The organism is Comamonas odontotermitis (genome assembly GCF_040396735.1).
Lineage (GTDB): Bacteria > Pseudomonadota > Gammaproteobacteria > Burkholderiales > Burkholderiaceae_C > Comamonas > Comamonas odontotermitis_C.
Map to the genome: position 1 here is coordinate 249,576 of NZ_JBEBNZ010000001.1, position 20,840 is coordinate 270,415.

Annotated in this window: 17 protein-coding genes; 10 read left to right on the forward strand and 7 right to left on the reverse strand. The window is 62.9% G+C overall.

Translation table 11 applies throughout. The annotated features are described in order from the left end of the window. Position 1 precedes the first annotated feature (1 nt). From cobN to ACH2DG_RS01165, 3 genes are read left to right on the forward strand one after another with little or no spacing between them, the layout of a single operon-like run. Positions 2-3,820, forward strand: coding sequence for a cobaltochelatase subunit CobN (cobN, locus tag ACH2DG_RS01155; protein ID WP_395023888.1), 3,819 nt, complete (start codon positions 2-4; stop codon positions 3,818-3,820). Next, a complete protein-coding gene (locus tag ACH2DG_RS01160; protein WP_395023889.1) occupies positions 3,817-4,983 on the forward strand; it encodes an ATP-binding protein in 1,167 nt (388 codons plus the stop codon). Before cobN ends, ACH2DG_RS01160 begins: the two co-directional genes overlap by 4 nt. A gap of 44 nt (positions 4,984-5,027) precedes the next feature. Beyond that, the gene (locus tag ACH2DG_RS01165) at positions 5,028-5,657 is read left to right on the forward strand and encodes a magnesium chelatase (protein WP_395023890.1); all 630 of its coding nucleotides are present in this window, start codon (positions 5,028-5,030) and stop codon (positions 5,655-5,657) included. Positions 5,658-5,695: 38 nt separating this feature from the next. On the opposite strand, the gene ACH2DG_RS01170 is transcribed toward ACH2DG_RS01165, so the two are convergent. Next, positions 5,696-6,583 (reverse strand): ABC transporter substrate-binding protein, encoded by an 888-nt coding sequence (locus ACH2DG_RS01170; protein WP_395023891.1) that lies wholly within the window; start codon positions 6,581-6,583, stop codon positions 5,696-5,698. A gap of 76 nt (positions 6,584-6,659) precedes the next feature. Then, a complete protein-coding gene (locus tag ACH2DG_RS01175) occupies positions 6,660-7,202 on the reverse strand; it encodes a MarR family winged helix-turn-helix transcriptional regulator (RefSeq protein ID WP_395023892.1) in 543 nt (180 codons plus the stop codon). A gap of 165 nt (positions 7,203-7,367) precedes the next feature. Here ACH2DG_RS01175 and ACH2DG_RS01180 point away from each other — a divergent pair, with 165 nt between their 5' ends. Then, a complete protein-coding gene (locus ACH2DG_RS01180) occupies positions 7,368-8,351 on the forward strand; it encodes a Bug family tripartite tricarboxylate transporter substrate binding protein (protein WP_395023893.1) in 984 nt (327 codons plus the stop codon). Positions 8,352-8,464: 113 nt separating this feature from the next. Further along, entirely contained in the window at positions 8,465-9,802 is a 1,338-nt protein-coding gene (locus ACH2DG_RS01185; RefSeq protein WP_395023894.1) for a sulfatase, read from the forward strand. Positions 9,803-9,911: 109 nt separating this feature from the next. Here ACH2DG_RS01185 and ACH2DG_RS01190 read toward each other — a convergent pair whose 3' ends face one another. From ACH2DG_RS01190 to ACH2DG_RS01205, 4 genes are all read right to left on the reverse strand, one after another. Further along, a complete protein-coding gene (locus tag ACH2DG_RS01190) occupies positions 9,912-10,259 on the reverse strand; it encodes a hypothetical protein (protein ID WP_395023895.1) in 348 nt (115 codons plus the stop codon). 52 nt (positions 10,260-10,311) lie between these two features. Further along, the gene (locus tag ACH2DG_RS01195; protein ID WP_395023896.1) at positions 10,312-12,828 is read right to left on the reverse strand and encodes an IPTL-CTERM sorting domain-containing protein; all 2,517 of its coding nucleotides are present in this window, start codon (positions 12,826-12,828) and stop codon (positions 10,312-10,314) included. Between the two features lie 319 nt (positions 12,829-13,147). Beyond that, positions 13,148-13,903, reverse strand: coding sequence for a GNAT family N-acetyltransferase (locus ACH2DG_RS01200; RefSeq protein ID WP_395023897.1), 756 nt, complete (start codon positions 13,901-13,903; stop codon positions 13,148-13,150). A 244-nt stretch (positions 13,904-14,147) separates the two neighbouring features. Next, positions 14,148-14,651, reverse strand: coding sequence for an Lrp/AsnC family transcriptional regulator (locus tag ACH2DG_RS01205; RefSeq protein WP_395023898.1), 504 nt, complete (start codon positions 14,649-14,651; stop codon positions 14,148-14,150). Positions 14,652-14,886: 235 nt separating this feature from the next. Between ACH2DG_RS01205 and hppD the strand changes: the two genes are divergently transcribed. The 3 genes from hppD (at position 14,887) to phhA (ending at position 17,964) form a co-directional block, all read left to right on the forward strand. Beyond that, a complete protein-coding gene (gene hppD / locus ACH2DG_RS01210) occupies positions 14,887-16,011 on the forward strand; it encodes a 4-hydroxyphenylpyruvate dioxygenase (protein WP_395023899.1) in 1,125 nt (374 codons plus the stop codon). 81 nt (positions 16,012-16,092) lie between these two features. Further along, the gene (locus tag ACH2DG_RS01215; RefSeq protein WP_395023900.1) at positions 16,093-17,058 is read left to right on the forward strand and encodes a Bug family tripartite tricarboxylate transporter substrate binding protein; all 966 of its coding nucleotides are present in this window, start codon (positions 16,093-16,095) and stop codon (positions 17,056-17,058) included. Between the two features lie 54 nt (positions 17,059-17,112). Beyond that, complete coding sequence (gene phhA, locus ACH2DG_RS01220) at positions 17,113-17,964, forward strand: phenylalanine 4-monooxygenase (protein WP_395023901.1); 852 nt, start codon at positions 17,113-17,115, stop codon at positions 17,962-17,964. A 145-nt stretch (positions 17,965-18,109) separates the two neighbouring features. Here phhA and ACH2DG_RS01225 read toward each other — a convergent pair whose 3' ends face one another. Beyond that, a complete protein-coding gene (locus ACH2DG_RS01225; RefSeq protein ID WP_395023902.1) occupies positions 18,110-19,081 on the reverse strand; it encodes a hypothetical protein in 972 nt (323 codons plus the stop codon). A gap of 172 nt (positions 19,082-19,253) precedes the next feature. On the opposite strand from ACH2DG_RS01225, the gene ACH2DG_RS01230 reads away from it, so the two are divergent. Together ACH2DG_RS01230 and ACH2DG_RS01235 are read left to right on the forward strand one after the other, a co-directional pair. Continuing rightward, on the forward strand, positions 19,254-20,192 hold the full coding sequence (locus tag ACH2DG_RS01230; protein ID WP_395023903.1) for an MBL fold metallo-hydrolase: 939 nt from the start codon (positions 19,254-19,256) through the stop codon (positions 20,190-20,192). 14 nt (positions 20,193-20,206) lie between these two features. Next, complete coding sequence (locus ACH2DG_RS01235; protein ID WP_395023904.1) at positions 20,207-20,797, forward strand: hypothetical protein; 591 nt, start codon at positions 20,207-20,209, stop codon at positions 20,795-20,797. The last annotated feature ends 43 nt before the right edge of the window (positions 20,798-20,840 follow it).

The following is a 20,840-nucleotide window of genomic DNA, read 5'->3' on the forward strand; positions in this document are numbered from 1 at the left end:
CATGCACTTGCTCAGCACCCGCCCGGGCGGCTTTGTCGAAGACGACAGCATCATCACCCGGCTGGACCAGACGCCTGCCGAGATGGTCGTGCTCAGCTCGGCCGACACCACGCTGTCGCTGCTGGCCGATGCATACCGGCTGTGGCGGCAGTCTGAAGCGCCCGGGGCCGTTCCCACATTGCGCCTGGCGAACCTGCTGCACCTGCGCCAGAGCGCATCGCTGGATCTGTACATCGATGAGGTGCTGCAGCATGCCAGGCTGGTGATCGTCGATCACCTGGGCGCCGAATCGGCATGGCCCTATGGCATCGAGCAGCTGCGCAAGCTTGCACTGCAGCGTGGGCAGCAACTGGCCATGTTCTCGGGAGACAGCCAGGAAGATGCCGAGCTATTGGCCAAGGGCACACTGGCACCCGCGCAAAGCCGCGCGCTGTGGCACTACCTGCGCGCAGGGGGCCTTGCCAATGCACGCGAGTTTCTGCGCATGGGCGCGGCCTGGGGGCTGGGCAGCGCCACAGAAGCTGCGCCGGTGCGCGTGCTGCCACCCGTGGCCGTGCATGTGCCCATGGCGTGGGCGAGCGCTGAGCCGGGCCACATCGCTGGCCTAGATGATCTGCAGGCACATTGGGTGCCGGGCGCGCCGGTGGTCATGCTGGTGTTCTACCGCTCGCACCTGCTGGCCGCCAATACGGATGCCTTCGATGCCATGGCAGAGGCGTTGTTGGCCCAGGGGCTGAACCCGCTGCCGCTGGCCCTGGAATCGCTGAAGGACGCGTTGTGCCTGCAAACCCTGCGCGCGCTGTGCGCGGCCCACAATGTGCAGCTCATCCTCAACACCACCGCCTTTGCAGCGCTGGGTGAGCATGCGCGTGCGGGAACAGAGGCAGATGCCCTCGCGGGCGACATTCCGGTGCTGCAGGTGATTGCCAGCGGCGCCAACCGCGACGACTGGCTGGCTGACCACCAGGGCCTGCGTCCGCGCGACATCGCCATGCAGGTGGTGTTGCCCGAGATGGATGGCCGCATCATGACGCGCGCCGTGAGCTTCAAGGGGCTGGCCCACCGCTGCGAACTGACACAGACCGATGTGGTGGCCTACCAGGCAGAGCCTGACCGGGTGCAGTGGGTTGCCGAGCTGGCACGGCGCTGGTGCATGCTGCGCAGCAAGCCATCTGCCGACAAGCGTGTCGCACTGGTGCTGGCCAATTACCCAGGCAGCGAAGCGCGCATGGGCAGTGGCGTGGGCTTGGATACGCCCGCATCGGTGATCGCGCTGCTGGCGCAACTGGCACGCGATGGCTGGAATCTCGGCGATCCTGCCGACCGACCCGCAGACGGCCTGGCTTTGATGGAGCGCCTGCAGCAAGGCATTGCCAATGACCCTGCCAAGTGGGTGCTGCGTCGCGCGCACCAGGGCTACTCGCTGCAGGCCTACCGCCAGCGCCTGGCGCAACTGCCGGAGGGCATGGCCGATGCCATCACCCGCCGGTGGGGCACGCCCGAGCAGGATCCGATGTTGCGCGATGGCTGGTTCATGGTGGCCGGAGTGCAGCTGGGCCATGTGTTCGTCGGCATCCAGCCTGCGCGCTCGCTCGATGGCGGCAACGATTACGCCCAGTACCACGACGCCGAACTGGTGCCGCCGCACCATTACCTGGCCTTCTACTTCTGGCTGCGCGGTGCGTTTGCGGTCGATGCCGTGGTGCATGTGGGCAAGCATGGCAACCTTGAATGGCTGCCGGGCAAGAGTCTGGCGCTGTCGCAGCAGTGCTGGCCCGATGCCATCCTGGGGCCTCTGCCCCATGTCTATCCCTTCATCGTCAACGACCCTGGCGAAGGTGCGCAGGCCAAGCGCCGCAGCCAGGCCGTCATCATCGACCACCTGATGCCACCGCTCACGCGTGCCGAAAGCCACGGCCCCATGCAGGAGCTGGAGCGGCTGGTGGACGAATACTACGACGCACTCCTGGTGGACCAGCGCCGCGCGGCCATGCTGCGCCGCCAGATTCTGGAGGCCGCCCGCAGCCAGGATCTGCTGCGTGAACTGGGGGTGCAAGCCGGGCCCGGTGAGCAGGACGAACAGCTGCTGGAGCGCATCGACGCTTACCTGTGCGAGCTCAAGGAAACCCAGATTCGCGACGGCCTGCACATCTTCGGCAGCTCGCCTGAGGGCGCATTGCGCGACAGCACTTTGCTGGCGCTCGCGCGCTATCCGGCGCCGGGAGAGCTAGGTTTGCTGCATGCCCTGGCTGCCGACCTGCTGCCGGGTTGCGACTGGAATCCGCTCGACATGGACGCCGCTGCGGCATGGAGTGGGCCGCGCCCGCAGGTGCTGGCCGATCTGGATGCGAGCCCCTGGCGCCATGGTGGCGACACGCGCGAGCGCCTGGAGATGCTGGCGCTGCGCGTGCTGCAGGAGCCAGAGCTAGCCCATGGCTGGTCGCAGACGCAACAGGTGCTGGCGCGCATCCACGAGCAGATCGCGCCCGCGCTCGATGCTTGTGGCAGGGAGGAACTGCGTCAATTTTCGCGCGCACTGCAAGGTCGCTTTGTGCCCCCAGGGCCCAGCGGCTCGCCCTCGCGCGGGCGCTGCGATACCTTGCCTACGGGGCGCAATTTCTACACGGTGGATACGCGCGCCATCCCCACGCAGACGGCATGGGCGCTGGGCCAGCAGGCCAGCGAGCGGCTGATCGCACGCTACCTGCAGGAGCATGGCGAGTACCCCGCCGCCATTGGCATTTCGGTCTGGGGCACGGCCACCATGCGCACGGGTGGCGACGATATCGCCCAGGCTTTTGCACTGATTGGCGTGCGCCCCAAATGGGCACCGGGCAGCCAGCGCGTGGTGGATTTCGAGGTCATTCCGCGCGTAGGCCTGCGCCGCCCGCGCGTCGATGTGACGCTGCGCATCAGTGGCTTTTTCCGCGACGCGTTTCCAGGTGTCGTGCAGATGTTTGACGCTGCCGTGCGCGCCGTGGCAGCGCAGGACGAGGAGGCCGAGGACAACCCCATTCGCGTCCGCGTGCTGCGCGATGCCGCCACATGGGTGGAGCAGGGCATGGACGAAGCCCAGGCCCGCGAGCAGGCCTTGTGGCGCGTATTCGGTGCGCCTGCGGGCAGCTATGGGGCCAGCATGCACGAGCTGCTGCGCTCGGGCCAGTGGAGCGATGCGGGCGACTTTGCACGCCACTACCTGCACTGGGGCGCATTTGCCTACGGACAGCAGGCCGATGGGGTTCCGGCACGCCAGGCGCTGGAGCGTCGCATGCAGGGGCTGGATGTGGTGCTGCAGAACCAGGACAGCCGCGAGCACGATCTGCTGGATTCCAGCGAGTACTACCAGCACCAGGGCGGCATGGTGGCCGCCGTGCGCCACCTGGGCGGTGGCGAGCCGGCCGTCTACCACGGCGACCACGGAAATCCGCAATCGGCCAGGGTACGCTCGCTGGCCGAAGAGATCGGCCGCGTGGTGCGCGCCCGCGTCACCAACCCCAAGTGGATCACGGGCGCCATGCGCCATGGCTACAAGGGTGCATTCGAGATGGCGGCCACCGTGGACTATCTGTTCGGCTTCGACGCCACCACGCAGCTGGTGTCAGACGCGCACTATGCGTTGGTCACCGAAGCCTATGTGCAGAATGAGGTCGTGCGGCAATTTCTGCGCGACCACAATCCCCAGGCCCTGAGCGATATCGTGGGCCGCTTGCTCGAAGCCATTGACCGCGGCATGTGGGACCAGCCCGGCGCGCTGCACGATGCGCTGCTGGCACACATGCTGGCGCAGGAGGAATTCATGGAAGGACGGGTACGGCAATGACACCGACATTCCCTTTGTCTGCGATCCAGGGCCAGCCGCAACTGGTGCAGGCCTTGCTGCTCGCGGCCATCGAGCCCGCTCTGGGTGGTGTGCTGATCCAGGGGCCGCGCGGCACGGCCAAATCGACGGCGGCGCGCGCGCTGGCCGATCTGCTGGCACCCGCGCCCTTTGTTACGCTGCCGCTGGGGGCGTCCATCGAGCATGTGGTGGGCAGTCTCGACCTGTCCAAGGCGCTGTCGGGCAATGAGGTGGCCTTTGCCCCCGGCTTGCTGGCCAGGGCGCATGGCGGCGTTCTTTATGTCGATGAGATCAATCTGCTGCCCGACGCCATTGTCGATGTGCTGCTGGATGTGGCAGCTTCGGGCGTGAACCGTGTGGAGCGCGATGGTATCTCGCACGATCACGCGGCGCGCTTCGTGCTGATCGGCACCATGAACCCCGAAGAAGGCATGCTGCGCCCGCAATTGCTGGACCGTCTGGGACTGTGCGTGCAGCTTGCCAATGCGCAGGACCCGGCGCTGCGCAGCGCCATCGTCAAGGCGCGGCTGCGCTTTGACCTTGATCCCGCTGATTTTTTGGCGGCATATGCCACCCAGCAGACACACATGGCCGAACGCCTGAGGCAGGCCCGCGCGCGCTGCGCCGAGGCCGCCGAGCTGCCATGGAGCGATGCGGTGCATGAGGAAGTGGCGCGCCAGTGCATCGCCGCCTGCGTGGATGGCCTGCGCGCCGATCTGGTGATGCTGCGTGCGGCGCGCGCGCTGGCTGCCTGGGAGGGATGCAAAACCATCGAAAGCCGCCATGTGGCACAAGTGGCGCCCCTGGTGCTGCTGCACCGTGCCAACCAGGCGCCAGGTGATGCTGCGCAGCGGCAGGCCCCGACTGCATCGTCTGCCTCTGCGTCAGCGACTGAGCGACCGCCCGAGTCATTGTCCGGCCCATCTCCAGCGGGGTCTGCACCATCGGTACCGCCGGGGCAATCCACAAACCCAGGGCAGAACGGTCTCCCAGCGCGGAATCTGGAGCAGCCGCCACCCGATTGGGGTGCGCCCCAGCCCATGGCCAGTGCGCCGGTTGCTGCGCTGCAGGCCGATGCGCTGGCGCAGGCTGCCATGGAGGCACTGGCCGCAAAAAAAGCCCGCGCCCCCGGCCTGCCGCGCTGAAGCCATCGGCATACCGCCCCGGCCGGGGGCAGGCTTTCACAGCCATGGCCAGTGCCGCGCTCGCAGGCCATGTGCTGCCCGTGGCGCAGCGTGAGGCGGGGGCAGTGCTGGATTGGCCCGCAACATTGCGTGCCCGCCGGAGCCAGCCACTGGCAGGCGAGCATCTGCGCTGGCGCCGGGGCATGGGCGATCCCCAGGCGCTCCATGTGTTTGCGTTGGACTGTTCGGCCTCCATGGTGGAGAGCGGCGCTTTCGCAAAGGCCAAGGGACTGCTGTTGCAATGGCTGCGCTGGGCCTATCTGCAGCGCGTGCCAGTGGCGCTGCTGTGCTTTGGCGCAGGGCAGTTGCAGTGGAAGCTGTTGCCGCGCCGGGCGCCGCAGTGGAATACCGAGTTGATCGAACCCCTGCTCGGTGGCGGCGGAACGCCATTGGCGCTGGCCTTTCATGCGGCCTGGAAGCTTCTGGCCAAGCGGTCCGAGGCGTGCCCGCATCTTTGGGTGCTGAGCGATTTTCGCAGCGCTGATGTGCTGTCCTTGGTGCAGGAGGGCGCGCCTGCGCCTTGGCACATTCTGGTCGATTGCGAGCCCGCTGCCCGCGCAGGCCAGCGCTGCTTCGGTGGAGCGGAGCGGCTGGCAATAGCCTGGCCCTGCGCCGTGCGGCTGCAACCCTTTTGAATGGGCGCAGCAGCTATCGTGGGCGTTGTGCTTTGCGCCTACGGTAATGGCAATTGCCGCAGGCACTGCACGATGCGCCGCGCCGCTTCGTCAATGCGCGGGCCGGGGCGCACGAGGGCATCGAACTCCGCATTGGGAATGCGGCAATAGCCTTGGTTGCGCAGGGCGGCAATGCTGCTCCAGCCCTGGCGTTTGGGGGGCGGTACCGGCATGTCGGCCATGGTGATGATCACATCGGGGTTGGCCCGCACCACGTATTCAGGGCCGAGCTTGGGGTACATGGGCAGATCGCGCCCGGCAATGTTGACAAGGCCCAGGCCATGCAGCGTCTGGCCGATGAACGAGGCTTCGCCAGCAGCAGCCATGCCGCTGTGCAGTTCAAAATACACTTTTTTGCCCTGCCACTGCCTGGGCATTTCGCTGCGCAGCACGGCCAAGCGCTCGTGCATCTGCTGCCACAGCCGTGTGCCTGCGCCAGGCCTGCCCAGCAGCGTGGCCAGCACTTCCAACTCGCGCGCCATGTCTTCGTAGGTCTGGGCGTTCAGTGTGAGCACCTTGATCCCCAGGCTCTCCAGGCGCTCGTCTACCTTGTGGCCAGGGCGCGCCAGCACGACATCGGGCTTGAGGGCCACGATGCGTTCGATATCCGGGTCGCGCAGGCTGCCCACCTGGGGCAGCAGGGTCACCTGCTGGGGCCAGGTGGAAAAACGGTCCACACCTACCAGTGTGTCGCACCCCCCCAACGCGCAGATGGCCTCGGTGAATGATGGCTGCAGCGAGACGATGCGGCGGGCAGGCGCCGCAAAGGCAATGGTTCGCTGCTTGGCATCGACGAGCTGAACAGCACTGCCAGCGTGGGCGAGTACAGCCGGCGTGAGCACGGAGATGGCCGAGGACAGCGCCAGTACCTTGAGATAGTCGTTCATCTTCTTGTCGTGATGGGAATGCTTTGGCCGTATGCAATCTGCGGGCACCGGATGCTCATATTTTAATAGTGAAGCCCTACCGTTTTCCGGACTGGCGCGGCGGATAGATGGCGTGGATGCCTGCAGCATCGCCATGCTCCAGTGCACTGGCCTGCGCCTGCAGCAGCTTCAGGCTGCGTTCCAGCTGGTTTTGCTGCTGGGAATCGAGCACTGAGACCAGTTGCAGGTTGATGGCGCGCACTTGCGGGAGCAGCTCGTCGTGCAGAGCCCGGCCTTCTGTCGTGAGCTGCAGTGCGGCACTGCGGCGATTGGCGCTGGAGGCCTCCTTGTGCAGCAGGCCCTTGGCTTGCATGGATGCGATGGCGCGCGAGATGCGTGCGCGGTCCAGCTCCAGGTATGCGGCCAGCTCAGAAGGCGACAGGCCCGGCACGCGTGCCAGCCACATCAGCACACCCCATTCGCGCCGCGTGATGCCATAGCGCCGCTCCAGCATGCGGGTAACCAGGCGCCCGGCAGCGGACGAAAGCTTGTGCAGGCGGTACATCAGCAGATCACCCGGCTGCTGCGGGTTGGCGAGCGCTGGCGTGCTGGTGGGGGCGGGCTGCGGCAGGCGCGGCATGCGGGTAAATCCTGTGAACAGTTGATTAGAACAATTGTGCCTGTGCTTTTTATATTGGGATAACACGACCGAGGCGCAGCGGGTGACACAAGCTTATTTCCGCCAGTCATCAAGGCCCCGGCAACATAAGCGGCATTGCTGTAACGATTCAAGGAGAGTTTCCCCATGGTTCAACGCCGTCAATTTCTCGGCCGCTCGGCGGCATGGGCCGCAGTGCCTGTTCTGGCCACCACGGCTGCCTTGTGGGCCACGTCAGCCCAGGCGCAGGATGTGGTGCGCATCATCGTGGGCTACCCGCCTGGTGGCGCCACTGATCGCGTGGCGCGCATCGTGGGCGACAAGCTGCAGGCCGAGATCGGCGCGAGCGTGATTGTGGAGAACAAGGTGGGCGCTGGTGGCCGCGTGGCGGCGCAGTACGTCAAAAACGCCCCGGCGAGCCAGCCGATGCTGATGCTGGCGAACCCCGCCGTGATGGTGGTGGCGCCCTTGGTGGTGAGCGACCTGGGCTACGACGCCGACAAGGATTTTGTTCCGGTGAGCGAGGTGAACAGCTATGTGTTTGGCGTGGCGGTGTCGAGTGCCGTACCGGTCAAGGAGATGCAGCATCTGCTGGCGTGGCTCAAGGCCAATCCGGCCAAGGCCAATATTGGCGTGCCCGCGACAGGCAGCCTGCCGCATTTTTTTGCGCTGATGCTGGGCCAGCAGGCAGGTGTGCAAGCCGAAGCCGTGGGGTACAAAGGCTCGTCGCCGTTGCTGACCGATCTGATGGGTGGGCAGGTGCCGGTGGCAGTCGATACGCTTGACACCCTGGTGCAGCAGCACAACGCGGGCAAGCTGCGCATTCTTGCGGTGAGCGGCGATGTGCGCAACGCCGCCGTGCCGCAGGTGCCAACCTTGAAGGAAGCGGGCGTGAACCTGGCCGCTGCAGGCTGGAACATCTTTTTCGCCCCCAAGGCGATGCCAGCTACGCAGGTGCAGCGCTATGCCGATGCGATCCAGAAGGTGATGAAGGACCCCGAGGTGCATAAGCAGTTTGCCGCCAACTACCTGGACCCGGTGGTCAGCAACAGAGCACAGACGCAGCAACGCCTGGAGGCCTACAAGAAGCAATGGGCACCGGTGATCCAGGCGTCCGGCTACAAGCCTTGATGGAGGTTGAAGCCACACCGCAGGCGCTGGAGGCCGGGGGGGCTGGTTGCTATTGTTTTTGATTGCCAGGCGCGCAACAGGTGCGCACTGAGGGCAGATTTGATCTGAATATTGTGTTGAAACGACCAAACATCATCTTTATCGTGGCCGATGACCTGGGCTATGCCGATCTGGGCTGCTATGGCGGGCGCGATGCCAGCTTTGGCGCTGTATCCCCCAACATCGATGCACTGGCAGAAGGTGGCCTGCTGCTCTCGCAGGGCTACTCCAACTCGCCGGTGTGTTCCCCCACGCGCTTTGCGTTGATGACGGCGCGCTACCAGTACCGGCTGCGCGGTGCGCTGGAGGAGCCTATCCGCACCGCCACGCGCGGCAACCCCGACCTGGGCCTGCCGCCGCACATGCCCACCTTGCCTTCGTTGTTGAAGGAGGCCGGTTACCGCACAGCGCTGATGGGCAAGTGGCACCTGGGCTATCCGCCGCACTTCAGCCCGCTCAAATCGGGGTATGAGGAGTTCTTCGGTCCCATGTCGGGCGGTGTGGATTACTTCACCCATTGCGGCGCCAACGGCCAGCATGACCTGTGGTTTGGCGAGGCCGAGCGTGCGCAGCAGGGCTACCTGACCGACCTGATCACCGATTACTCGCTGGACTACATCGAGCGCATGGCAGAAGGCGCACGGGGCGAAACGCCTTTCTTCCTGAGCGTGCATTACACGGCGCCGCACTGGCCGTGGGAGACGCGCGACGACGAGGCGCTCTCGCGCGAGCTGGTGGAGAACCAGCAAGCCATCTACCACCTGCACGGCGGCAGTGTCGATACCTACCGCCGCATGATCCACCACATGGACGAGGGCATCGGCCGCATTGTGGCGGGCCTGCAGGCACAGGGCCTGCTGAAGGACACGCTGATTGTCTTCACCAGCGACAATGGTGGCGAGCGCTTTTCGGACAACTGGCCGCTTGTGGGCGGCAAGATGGATCTGACCGAGGGCGGCATCCGCGTGCCCTGGGTGGCGCATTGGCCGCGCATGATTGCGCCGGGCAGCCAAAGTCGCCAGACTTGCATGACCATGGACTGGAGTGCAACCATGTTGCACATCGGTGGTGCCAAGCCCCGGGCCGACTTTCCGCTGGATGGCCAATCCTTGATGGCGCTTTTGGAAGACCCGCTGTGGAGCAATGACCGCCCGCTGTTCTGGCGCATGAACCACCGCGGCCAGCGCGCCATGCGCCAAGGCGACTGGAAGTACCTGCGTGTCGATGGCATCGACTATCTCTTTAATCTGAAGGCGGATGAGCGCGAACGCGCCAACCTGGCGACCGTGATGCCCGAGCGCCTGGCCAGCATGCTGCTTGCCTGGGAAAGCTGGAATGCCTCGATGCCTGCCATCCCCGACGACGCGACAGTGAGCCTGTGCTATACCGAGGACGATATGCCGCAGCGCTGAAACAGCGGCGGATGCTGCAAAAACAGAGCTGCCAGCGCCCTTGAGCAGGGGGCTGGCAGCTTTTTTATTTGCGCAGTGGCAATGCGGCACAGGTGCCGCCGCGCTCGCGCTACTTGGTGGTGGCCGGTATTTTGCTCAGCGGAGCGGGTATGGGTTGGGGGACGCCACTGTTTTTGCAGCCTTTGGCCGCATCCCAGTCGGCGCCTACCGGAAAGCCGTCGCCCAGCAGCAGCGCCGAAGACAGTGGCTTGCCGTCAAAATCCACTGCCTGGGCCTTGGCAGTGATGACGCCCTGCAAGCCCGTGGGACTGGGCATGGACAGCACTTCACAAGTGACCTGCTTGGACAACTGCCCGTTGTTGATACGCTGTACGAAATAGGCGGTAAAGCCTTCGGCGTGGGTCACCGTGGATGCCAGCAGCGTTGCCGCCAGGGCCAGGGATGTGCGAATGTGCATCAAAGTCTCCTGAATCAATCAATGTTCAATGGATGGGGCGGTAAGACGCCTCTCAGCACTGGGCCCGGCGGCGGCGCGCGCCCAGTGCAGCGAACCCGGCCAGCAATGCAGACAGCATACCCAGCGCCCAGGTGCTCAGCGAAGGCACGGCAGTGGCGGTGGCCGGTGGAGTGGTGACCAGGGCCAGCATCAACCCGCCATCCTGGCTGGACTGCAGGGTATAGGTCTGGCCATTGATCACCAGCGGTGCGGAAAGCACAAAGCTGTTGGCGGGCACAGGCTGCGTGCTCTTGATGAGCTGCAATCCGTTGAGGGTGGCCGGGTCGATATTCTGCAGGCCGGACAGGCTCAGCGTGGTCTGGCCGCTGACGGCGCCATTGATCACGATCGTATCCGGCACGACGGCGGCCTTGGTGGTGGCCGTGGCGCTTTTGGCGGCGGCTGCAGGCGCCAGATCCAGCTTGACGGTGCCTTGCTGTCCCACCCATGGGCCATTCACGGTCAAGGTCTGGCCGGCAATGCCGTCTGCCAGGTTGACGGTGCCGCCATTGCGGATACCTGCCACACCCGCGTTGCCGCTGGCGGTGATGTCGAGGGTGGCGCCGCTCGCAATGGTGATCTGGCTGGTGGCCAGCGCGGTTTCCACGCCGGTGCGCAGGCTGCCCGCATCAATGCGGGTGCCTCCGGTATGGGTCGCATTGGCGGCCAGCGTCAGGCTGCCCGTGCCGGTCTTGACCAGCGTGCCCGTATAGTCTGCATCGGTCTTGGCGGCCAACTGGTCGATACGGGCTTGCCAGGCGGCGAGGCCTGCATCCACACTGGTGTTGTTGTACCCGGCATAGGCCTGGATGTAGGCCATCATGACGGTCATGTCGCGGCCACCAATAAATTTGTCGTAGGTGGTATTGGTGCGCCAGTCGGGGTACAGGTTCTGGTCTTCCAGCGCTGCCAGCACTGGCTTGCCATAGGTTGCATCGGCCAGCATCTCGTTGCGCAAGGTGGTGGCGGTGGCGGACGGGGTTGCCGGGTTGAATATTGTCTTGATCTTGTCCAGTGCAGTTTGATAGCCCGCCTGCACTTCGGGCGTGATGGCTGGAATGCTGAATTTCTCTTTCTGCAGCAGGTCGCGGTTGGCGGGCCAGTCGGCGATTTCCTGCTGGTCGTCCATCTTGCGCTGCTTCAGAGCCGCCTCGGTGATCGGGTTGGTCCATACATCCGAGGCGCCGCCTGCAATCTGGGCCTCGAAGGTGCCCAGCAACTGGCTTGGGCCGGACATGGCCTTGTCCATATCCGGCACGCCCCAGCCAAAGCGGGCATTGGGCACATCTTCGGGGCCATCGCCCAGGTGGCGCGACGTGGTCAGCAGCACGGTACGCACGGCCTGGTTGGAGAGGGTCGGGTAGCGTTCCATCAGCACGCCCAGTGCGCCGGTCACATGGGGCGCGGCCATGGATGTGCCGCTGGAGCTGGCATAGGCGGTGGTTTGCGTGGCTTCGGTAATTGCGCTGATGCTTCGGATGCCGCTGCCTGGAGCGGAGACGCACCAGTATTTGGCCAGACCGCAGTGCTGCGAAAACGAGGCAAGCGTCAGCGGAGCGGTGTTGGCCAGCGCTGGCACCGCAATCCAGTTGGCTTCGATGTCGGATTTGAAGAACGGTACTGCCGAGCGCAGGTTGACATTGGGGTACTGTGTATTGCCGGCCGCAAACACCTGCAGGGCCTCGGTGCCGCGGGTGACGTCGACGACCGCATCCAGCCAGGTCTTGTCCTTCGCATCGGACTCCAGCCGGGCGTGGGTGGCCAGAAAATACTTGCCAAAGTTGCGCACCAGGCTGGTGAGCGTCGAGGTGTCGCGGGTGGCGCCTGGACTGCCCCAACTGCTATTGGTGACGCGCACGCCCTGCGCGATGAGGTCGCCATAGGCGGCCTTGAAATAGTTGTAGTCCATGTTGGAGCCGTAGATCGCGGCGTCGGCCCCGTTGGTGTTGGCGATGTAGTACTTGCTGTTGAAGGCCACGCCCATCATGCTGGCTGCATCGCCTGTCTTGGCCGCTGCAATGGTGCCCGAGACATGGCTGCCGTGGTTGTCGTTGACGCGCTCTGCTGAGGGCTTGGTGAAGTCGTAGTTGATGGCGCCATTCACGTTGAACGCGTCGCCCGCATTCCAGGCCCCTTTGCGGGTGGGAGGCACCAGATAGCCGCTGTTCAGATACGTGCCTGAGACCGTGATGGCGACGGGGTCGCGGTTGACAAACTTGACGTGGTTGAGCCGCAGGCCGGAATCGACCGAGCCCACCTTCACATCCTTGCCCGAGAAGCCACGCGCATACGCGAATTGCGCGTTCATGGCGCCCAGGCCCCAGTCGCCTTTGAATTCACCGTGATCGGCCCAGGTTTGGGCGGCTGCGGCCAGATCGATGTTGGGGCTGCCGTCGTAATTGGTATAGGCCTGTGCGGACGCTGATGCGGCCCACGCGGGGGCCAGCGCCACAAAAATGGCGCGCTGGATGGAATGCCACTGAGGGGCCCGCTGGTGGCGCGGGCGCGAGAAAGGATAGGCTACCGCCATATTGTCTCCTGGTAATTTATCGTTGTGATAGGCCTAGTGAACGCAATAAATTGGCGTAATGAGACCTATTGAGGAACCACAATGTAGTCAGATGGACAACGGTGGCGGGTCTTGTAGTTGTATTTATTTGAAACCAAATGTTTCTTATTTGCGTTTCACAGAAGAGAGCAATGCCAAGCACTCGGGAAAACGATGAACGTGCCGATTGGTTACTGGCCTTTGCCGGTGTAGGGGAGACCGTGCCGTGCCATATCCATAAAAAATAGCTGCTTGCGCCCGTCAGACGGTCGCAAGCAGCTATGGTTTCAGGAGTGGCTGGTTACTGGCCCGACTTGTGACGGCCTTCCTGCACGTCCCGGCGCACCTCTTGCACAGTGGCCAGAAAATCCCAGAACTGGCGAGCCTGCTTCTTGAACTGGTAGTCCATCTCGCCCATCTGGTCTTCCACGAGATCGGCCATGCGGGTATCCAGGCGGGCGGGGGGAAGCTTGAGGTAGGCCTCGGATTCGGAACCGTCGCGCTCCACCGTGGCGCCGGCCTTGCGGGCAATCTTGAGCATGGCGGTGTTTTCCGACAGTGCATGGATGAACAGGAGGTGCACGCCCTTGGTTCGTGCATCCATGGCCGCCCGCTCGAACAGGCGACTGCCCAGGCCCTTGCCTCGGCCGGTCTTGAGTACCGACACGCCAAACTCTGCGCAGCTTTCCATGTCGGACGACGCTGGCGCATAAGCCACATGGGCCATGGCGATGAGCTTGAGGCTGCGGTTGTACACGCCGAAGATCTCGTCGCGCTCGAAATTCAGGTTGTCCACATAGCGCTGGATCTGCGCGTCGCTGGCGGCATATCCAAAACGCAGGTAGCGGTCATGCTCGTCCAGGCTCAGCAAGTGGGCGAGGATGCGAGGACGATGGCGTTCACTGAGGGCGCGGATCGGAACCATAGAGGAAGAAGTGCTGCGCTTCTTGCCGTCGGGGTTCTGCTGGTTGCCATTGCCCATACGGCCAAAGAAGGGGAAAAAAGCCATCATGCCGTTGGCAACGGATGAGGGGAACCATTCTTTCGTCGTGATCATGATGCAAATATACGGGTTAACCCGTGTATTATCAATCATGCTGCAATGCAGCATCTGCCGTGTGCAAACCTTACCCTCTGCTTACAGAGGATATTGCAGCCAGCACTGGCGCGGCTTTGCGACCGTTTGCTGCTGTAAAAGGGGCTTGTCAACAAAGGTCAGGCTGCTGCTGCGCATTGAAGCAACTACTGCGCTGGCGCAAACAAAGCGCAGGCAGAAAGCCAACACCGGCTCCTTCGCAGGTTCAGGTTGACAGGCCGGGCTGCACCGGCAGGGCGGTGGTGACCTTGACGCGGTCCAGCACGAAACTGGTCTTGCAATCCTGCACGGAAGGGTGGCGCAGCAGGGTGTCCATCACAAAGCGGCTGTAGTGGGCCATGTCGGCCACCACCACGCGCAGCAGGTAGTCCATGTCACCCGTCAAGGCCACGCACTCCACCACCTCGGGCCAGGTCTGCACGCTGGCGCGGAACAGATCGAGCGGGTTGCGCTTGCTCGCTTCGGTGAATTTTTCCAGCCGGACGTTGAGGTAGGCGGTCATCGACAAACCCACCGACTCGGGCTTGACGAGAGCCACATAGCGCTCGATCACGCCCATTTCCTCCAGCCGCTTGACGCGGCGCAGCACGGCGCTGGACGAAAGCCCCACCTGCTCGCCGATCACGTCATAGGTTTCGCGGCCATTGTGCTGCAGGCGCTGGAGGATGGCGCGGTCCAGTTTGTCCAGAGGGTAGAGGGTGGAATTCATGGTGAAGGCAGGATGGGAAACCAGTGATATTGCACTGCAACAGCGAATGTTCTTGAATTCTGGCAATTTTATTGCATGAAATCAAAGAAAATTGCAGATAAATAATATAAAAGCGAGTTTATAGGCTTCAAATCGCCAAAAACATGCGGGTCGGAATCGGTACAGTGGCATTGTTTTCCGCGCGGGGCCATGGCCCTTGCGCTCTCGCCTCAAGACGATTCACAGGAGACCTGCGATGACAGCCGCTACCCCCCACCAGACCATCGAATTCACCACCTGGGACAACCCCATGGGCACCGATGGCTTCGAGTTTATCGAATATGCCGCACCCGATCCGGTCGCCATGGGCAAGGTGTTCGAATCCATGGGTTTCAAGCCTGTTGCACGCCATCGCCACAAGAACGTTACCTTGTATCGCCAGGGCGATATCAACTTCATCATCAATGCCGAGCCCGACAGCTTTGCCCAGCGCTTTGCCCGCCTGCATGGCCCCAGTGTGTGCGCCATTGCGTTCCGCGTGCAGGATGCCAAGGCGGCCTACGAGCGTGCGCAGAACCTGGGTGCCTGGGGTTACGCCGGCCAAGCCGGTCCTGGCGAGTTGAACATTCCCGCGATCAAGGGTATTGGCGACAGCCTGATCTATCTGGTGGACCGCTGGCGCGGCAAGAACGGCGCACAGCCGGGCGATATCGGCAACATCGGCTTTTTCGATGTGGATTTTGAGCCTTTGCCAGGCATCACCGCTGACGAGGCGCTCAACCCCAAGGGCTTTGGGCTGACCTATATCGACCACCTGACGCACAACGTGCACCGTGGCCGCATGGACGAGTGGGCGGATTTCTACGAGCGCCTGTTCAACTTCCGCGAGGTCAAGTACTTCGACATCGAAGGTCAGGTGACCGGCGTCAAGAGCAAGGCCATGACCAGCCCCTGCGGAAAGATCCGCATCCCGATCAATGAAGAGGGCAAGGAAAAGGCGGGCCAGATTCAGGAATACCTGGACATGTACAACGGCGAAGGCATCCAGCACATCGCCATGGGCTCGAACAACCTGTACGAAACTGTGGACCAACTGCGTGCCGGAGGCGTGCGCCTGCTGGACACCATCGATACCTACTACGAGCTGATCGACAAGCGCCTGCCCGACCACGGCGAGAACGTGGCGGAGCTGAAAAAGCGCAAGATTCTGGTGGACGGCGCAGGTCGCAAGCTGCTGCTGCAGATCTTCAGCGAAAACCAGCTGGGCCCGATCTTCTTCGAGTTCATCCAGCGCAAGGGCGACGATGGCTTTGGCAATGGCAACTTCAAGGCGTTGTTTGAAAGCATCGAACTGGACCAGATGCGTCGGGGTGTTTTGTAAGTTTATTGTAAGGATTCCTGGCGGGCGGTAGCCACTCTCTCTATACTTCGGAGCGCTCAACATAGTTACCTTGGAAACATTGTGAAACGCTCTTTTGTATTCGCCGCGCTGCTGTGTGGTTCGGTTTTTGGTGCGCTGGCACAGAATGCCAGCCAGCCATTGACCTTCGTCGTGCCCTATCCGCCCGGCGGTCCACTGGACACCTCCGCCCACATGCTGGCCCAAGGTGCCAAGCAGGCACTGGGCAGCATCACCGTCACCAACAAGCCTGGTGCAGGCGGTGCTACGGGTGCCGCCCTGATTGCCCACGCCAAGCCCCAGGAAAACCTGGTGGTGATGGGGGCGGTGGCAACGCATGCGGTGCTGCCTTACCTGGGAACGCCTCCTGCCTACGACGCGCAGAAGGATTTCAAGCCACTCATCCTGGTCGCTCGCGTGCCCAACGTCTTGGTGATGAAAAAGGAACGCGCGGCGCAACTGGGGATCAAAAGCACATCGGATGCGGTGGCCTATATCAAGGCCAATCCGGGAGCGCTGAAGATGGGTACCGGAGGCAACGGCAGCATTGGCCATATCGCCAGCGAGATGTTCAGGTCGCTGGCCAACCTGCAACTGCAGAACCACCCCTATGCCGGTGCAGCGCCTGCGCAAAAGGCGCTGATGGGCGGCGAGGTGGACATGGTGTTCGACAACCTTGCCTCTGCGCTCCCGCTCATCAACAGCGGCGAGTTGGTGGCCCTGTCCGTCACCACGCCTGACCGCAATGTGGCCTTGCCCAAGGTGCCTAGCGTGAACGAGGCCATGCCCGGCTTTGATGTAGCTACCTGGTTTGGCGTATTTGCCCCGGCCAGCCTGCCCGACAAGGATGCGCAGCGCTATGCCTATGCATTCCAGTCGGCGCTGGCCGACCCCCAGTTCAAGGACGCTTACCGCAAGATGGGTATTGCTCCCGAAGACATGCGATTGCAGGAGTTGTCGCACTTTGTCGGCCAGGAGGGCCGCAAGTTTCAATTTTTGATCAACACGATCAAGATCAAGGCCAACTGAGCGCTTGCGGTTCGCGGGTGCTGGTGGTCTTCTATAACGAGATAGGAGTACACAATGGGACAAGCACCTGTGGTCTATGGCCAATCCGACCGCCCGCCGCGCGGCGACTACAGCCGCGCGAGCAGCGACTACACCTGCGCGCAGGATTACGCGGCCTATACCGAGGCGGACCACGATACCTACCGCCGTCTCTATGCACGCCAGAAGGCCTTGCTGCCAGGGCTGGCCAGCCAGGCGTTCATCGATGCCTTGCCATCGCTCGGCGCCGAAGACCGCATTCCGCGCTTTGAGGACATCAACGCACGCCTCAAGCCCGCCACAGGGTGGGAGATAGTGGCCGTGCCCGGTCTGATTCCGGAGGTGCCCTTCTTCAGCCTGCTGGCCAACCGCCAGTTCCCCGTGACCGACTGGATTCGCAAGCCTGAAGAGTTCGATTACGTGGTCGAGCCCGATATCTTCCACGACCTGTTCGGCCATGTGCCGCTGCTGTTCAACCCGGTGATCGCCGATTTCATCCAGGCCTATGGGCAAGGGGGCTTGCGCGCCTCGGAACTGGGCGCCTGCGAGCTGCTCTCGCGCGTGTACTGGTACACCATCGAGTTCGGCCTGATCCGCGAGGCAGGTGGAGTCCGTGCCTACGGTGCGGGTATTCTCAGTTCATCGGGTGAGCTCGCTTACAGCGTGACCAGCCCCGAGCCACACCGCCTGCCGCTGCAGCTGGAACGCGCCATGCGCACGCGCTACAAGATCGACACTTACCAGCAGACCTATTTCGTCATCGACTCCATGCAGCAACTGCTGGATTTCGCGGCGACCGACTTTGCCCCGCTGTACGAAAAACTGCGCGAGCAGCCCACCATTGCTGCCAACGCCTTGCTGCCGGGAGAAACAACGCTCGCGCCATAACATGGGCCATCGCGCGCCGCGCAAGCAGATAACCCGAGATTTTGGGCTTTGGCGTTTGTTGGTACTTTGCCAATTGCTATCAAAATAAAAGCATCTACCGTTGCGAGACGGTAGATGCTTCATGGGGGCGCAGCCCCGCTGGTTCTCAGTTCCAGTTCACCTCGATATTGGTGGGCTGGGTGGTGGCGCCCTTGGCATTGCTTTGTGCAATCAGCCCCGTCAGCTTTCCGGTGGCAATGACCCAATCTGTATTCACCTCGGGCTGGCCGCCATTCCTCTGAATGGTGTACTGCATCTTGCAGGTCTCAAAGGTACCGAATGCGGTCTGGATGGTTTCGCGTCCCAGGTAGGCCGTGGTCTGGACGACCTGGGTGGTGATGGTCCGGATGGGGTCCGTAAAAACGACGGTAAAGCTGGCGGTATGGGGTTGATTGAGCGGGAGGGCAAGTGGCACGGCCAGTGCAGGTGTATACACCTCTGTGTAGCGCAATAGTGCGTTGGGAAGGCCTGCGTTGCCCGAGTTCCCGTGGACATAGCTCATGCCATCTGCATTGTTGGTGTACGTGCCGCGATAGGGCGTTCCGTCCGTGGATTTTACTATTTGGAAGGTCTTTTTTCCTTCGAAAGTGGCTTCGCCTGCTGCCTCGTTGCTGGCCCTTTTGTCCGGTGTGACGTATGTCCAGATACTGCCTTTGATAAACGGCCGGTCGGATGAAAAGCAGGCCGCGCTCGTATCCGCGACGACTGGCTTGTCTGTGCACTGCACCTTGATATTGGCCACGGTGGCGTTGGCTGTGCCACTGCCATTGATGACCTCGCAAGTCTGAGACTGCGGCGGTGTTGCCACCGATACGTTGTAAGGCTTGCCAGCTTCCACCTTGGTCGAAAACTCGAACGCGCCGTTGCTCGACTGCGTCAGATCGTTGGTGCCGTTGTTCTGCAGCACCAATGATTTGCCACTGGCCAGGCCCGTCACCTCTCCACCAATGCCATAGGTGGGACTGGGAAGCGGAGGCGTATCGTCATCATCGCCGCTGCCACCTCCGCCACAGGCGGTCAGCACAAGTGCTGCCATCAGCGAAGGCAAAAATACCGTGGACTTGGAGCGAATGCGCATATGTCTTCCTTTGTTGTTGATGTTGTTGAACCTGGAATGCCGCGATGGATGCTGAGCAGACAGTCTCGCGATTCCTGATTCTTAATCCGTTTTATATATCAGATCATTTATTGATTCGATGAAATTTTGGTAGGGATATAGTCTGTTACCCGGATTTGTTGCGCTTTTATCTATGTCGGATCCCTTGTTATCAAGCCCTGCGGTTGCATTGCCTTCTGGCCTTCAATTCATCGAACGTGGCTGGCTGTCTGCCAATAACACGGTGTTTGTTGCCGGGGTGACGGCTGTGGTGGATACGGGCTATTGCAGCCATGCCGGGCAGACCGTGGCGCTGGTGGAATCGGCGCTGCAAGGCGCCCCGCTGCAGCGCCTGGCCAACACCCATCTGCACAGCGACCACTGCGGCGGCAACGCGGCGCTGCAGCAGCGCTGGCCAAGTGTGCAGACCTTCATTCCACCCGGCCACGCCCAGGCGGTGATGGACTGGGATGAGACGCAGTTGACCTACCGACCCACGGGCCAGGACTGCCCGCGTTTTCGCGCCGATGGCATGCTGCAACCAGGGGCAGAGGTGCTGCTGGGGCTGCAGCAGTGGCAGGTGCATGCGGCACGCGGGCATGATCCGCATTCGGTCATTCTGTTCGAGCCGCAATCGCGCACGCTGATATCGGCCGATGCCCTGTGGGAAAACGGCTTTGGCGTGGTTTTTCCGGAAATTGAAGGCATTGCCGCGTTTGACGAAGTCGCCGCCACACTGGATGTCATCGAGCAACTGCGGCCTGCCGTGGTGCTGCCAGGGCATGGCGGCCTGTTTGTGGATGTGGGCGCGGCGCTGGCCACTGCGCGGCGCAGGCTGGAGGGCTTTGCCCGCAGTCCCGAGCGCCATGCGCTTTATGCCGCCAAGGTGCTGCTCAAGTACAAGCTGCTGGAGTGGCAGCAGATGCCGCTGAGCCGGGTGTATGCATGGCTGGCTGCCACGCCGTACTACGCCATGCTGCATGCCGCCTATTTTGCCGATCAGCCTGCCAGCGACTGGTATGCCTCCCTGGTGGCCGATCTGGAGCGCTCGGGGGCCGCCTTGCGCCAGGGCGAACTGCTGGTGAACCAGTAGGAGGAGTGCTGACTGTGTGGAGCCCACTGCTTGCCCAGATTCAGACGCAGCCCTGGCTGCAGGCCTTGCTGACCGGAAGCGGCCTGTGCGCCATGTTCTGGCTGATCGACCACGCGGGTGCGCATGCGATGGTGCGCTACATCCCGATTGGCACACCCGTCTACCGGCGCAACCTGGCGGGTATTCTGCGACGCGTATTGCTGCTGTGCGCAGCCGGGCTGCTGGCGGTGAGCGACTATCTGATCCTGTTGCCCAGCGCATGGCAGGGCAGGCTCCCGCTGCTGGTGGTGGCATTGCCGATTGCGGCTGCCATTCTTGGAGTGTGGCTGCTCATCGAATCGCGTCTGGTGCGCCATGTGATTGCGGGCGATACCGCACTGCGCAGTTGGTGGCAGCAATACATGCAGGCTCGCTCGCCCAGCGCCATTGGGCAGGAGCCGGCCATGGGCCTGTTTGATTTCCTGCACCTGACGCCAGAGCTGAAGCAGCGCATCTACGGCAGCGAGGCCTATGGCGCGCCATCGCAGCGGCTCAATGGTTTGCTCTATCTGCTCACCTGGGCGCACCTCGTGGTCTGGGTGTATGCCTTGCGCATGCAAACCTAGAATCAAAATGGCCGCTGGCGATTGGCTGATGGGTGCCAATAGC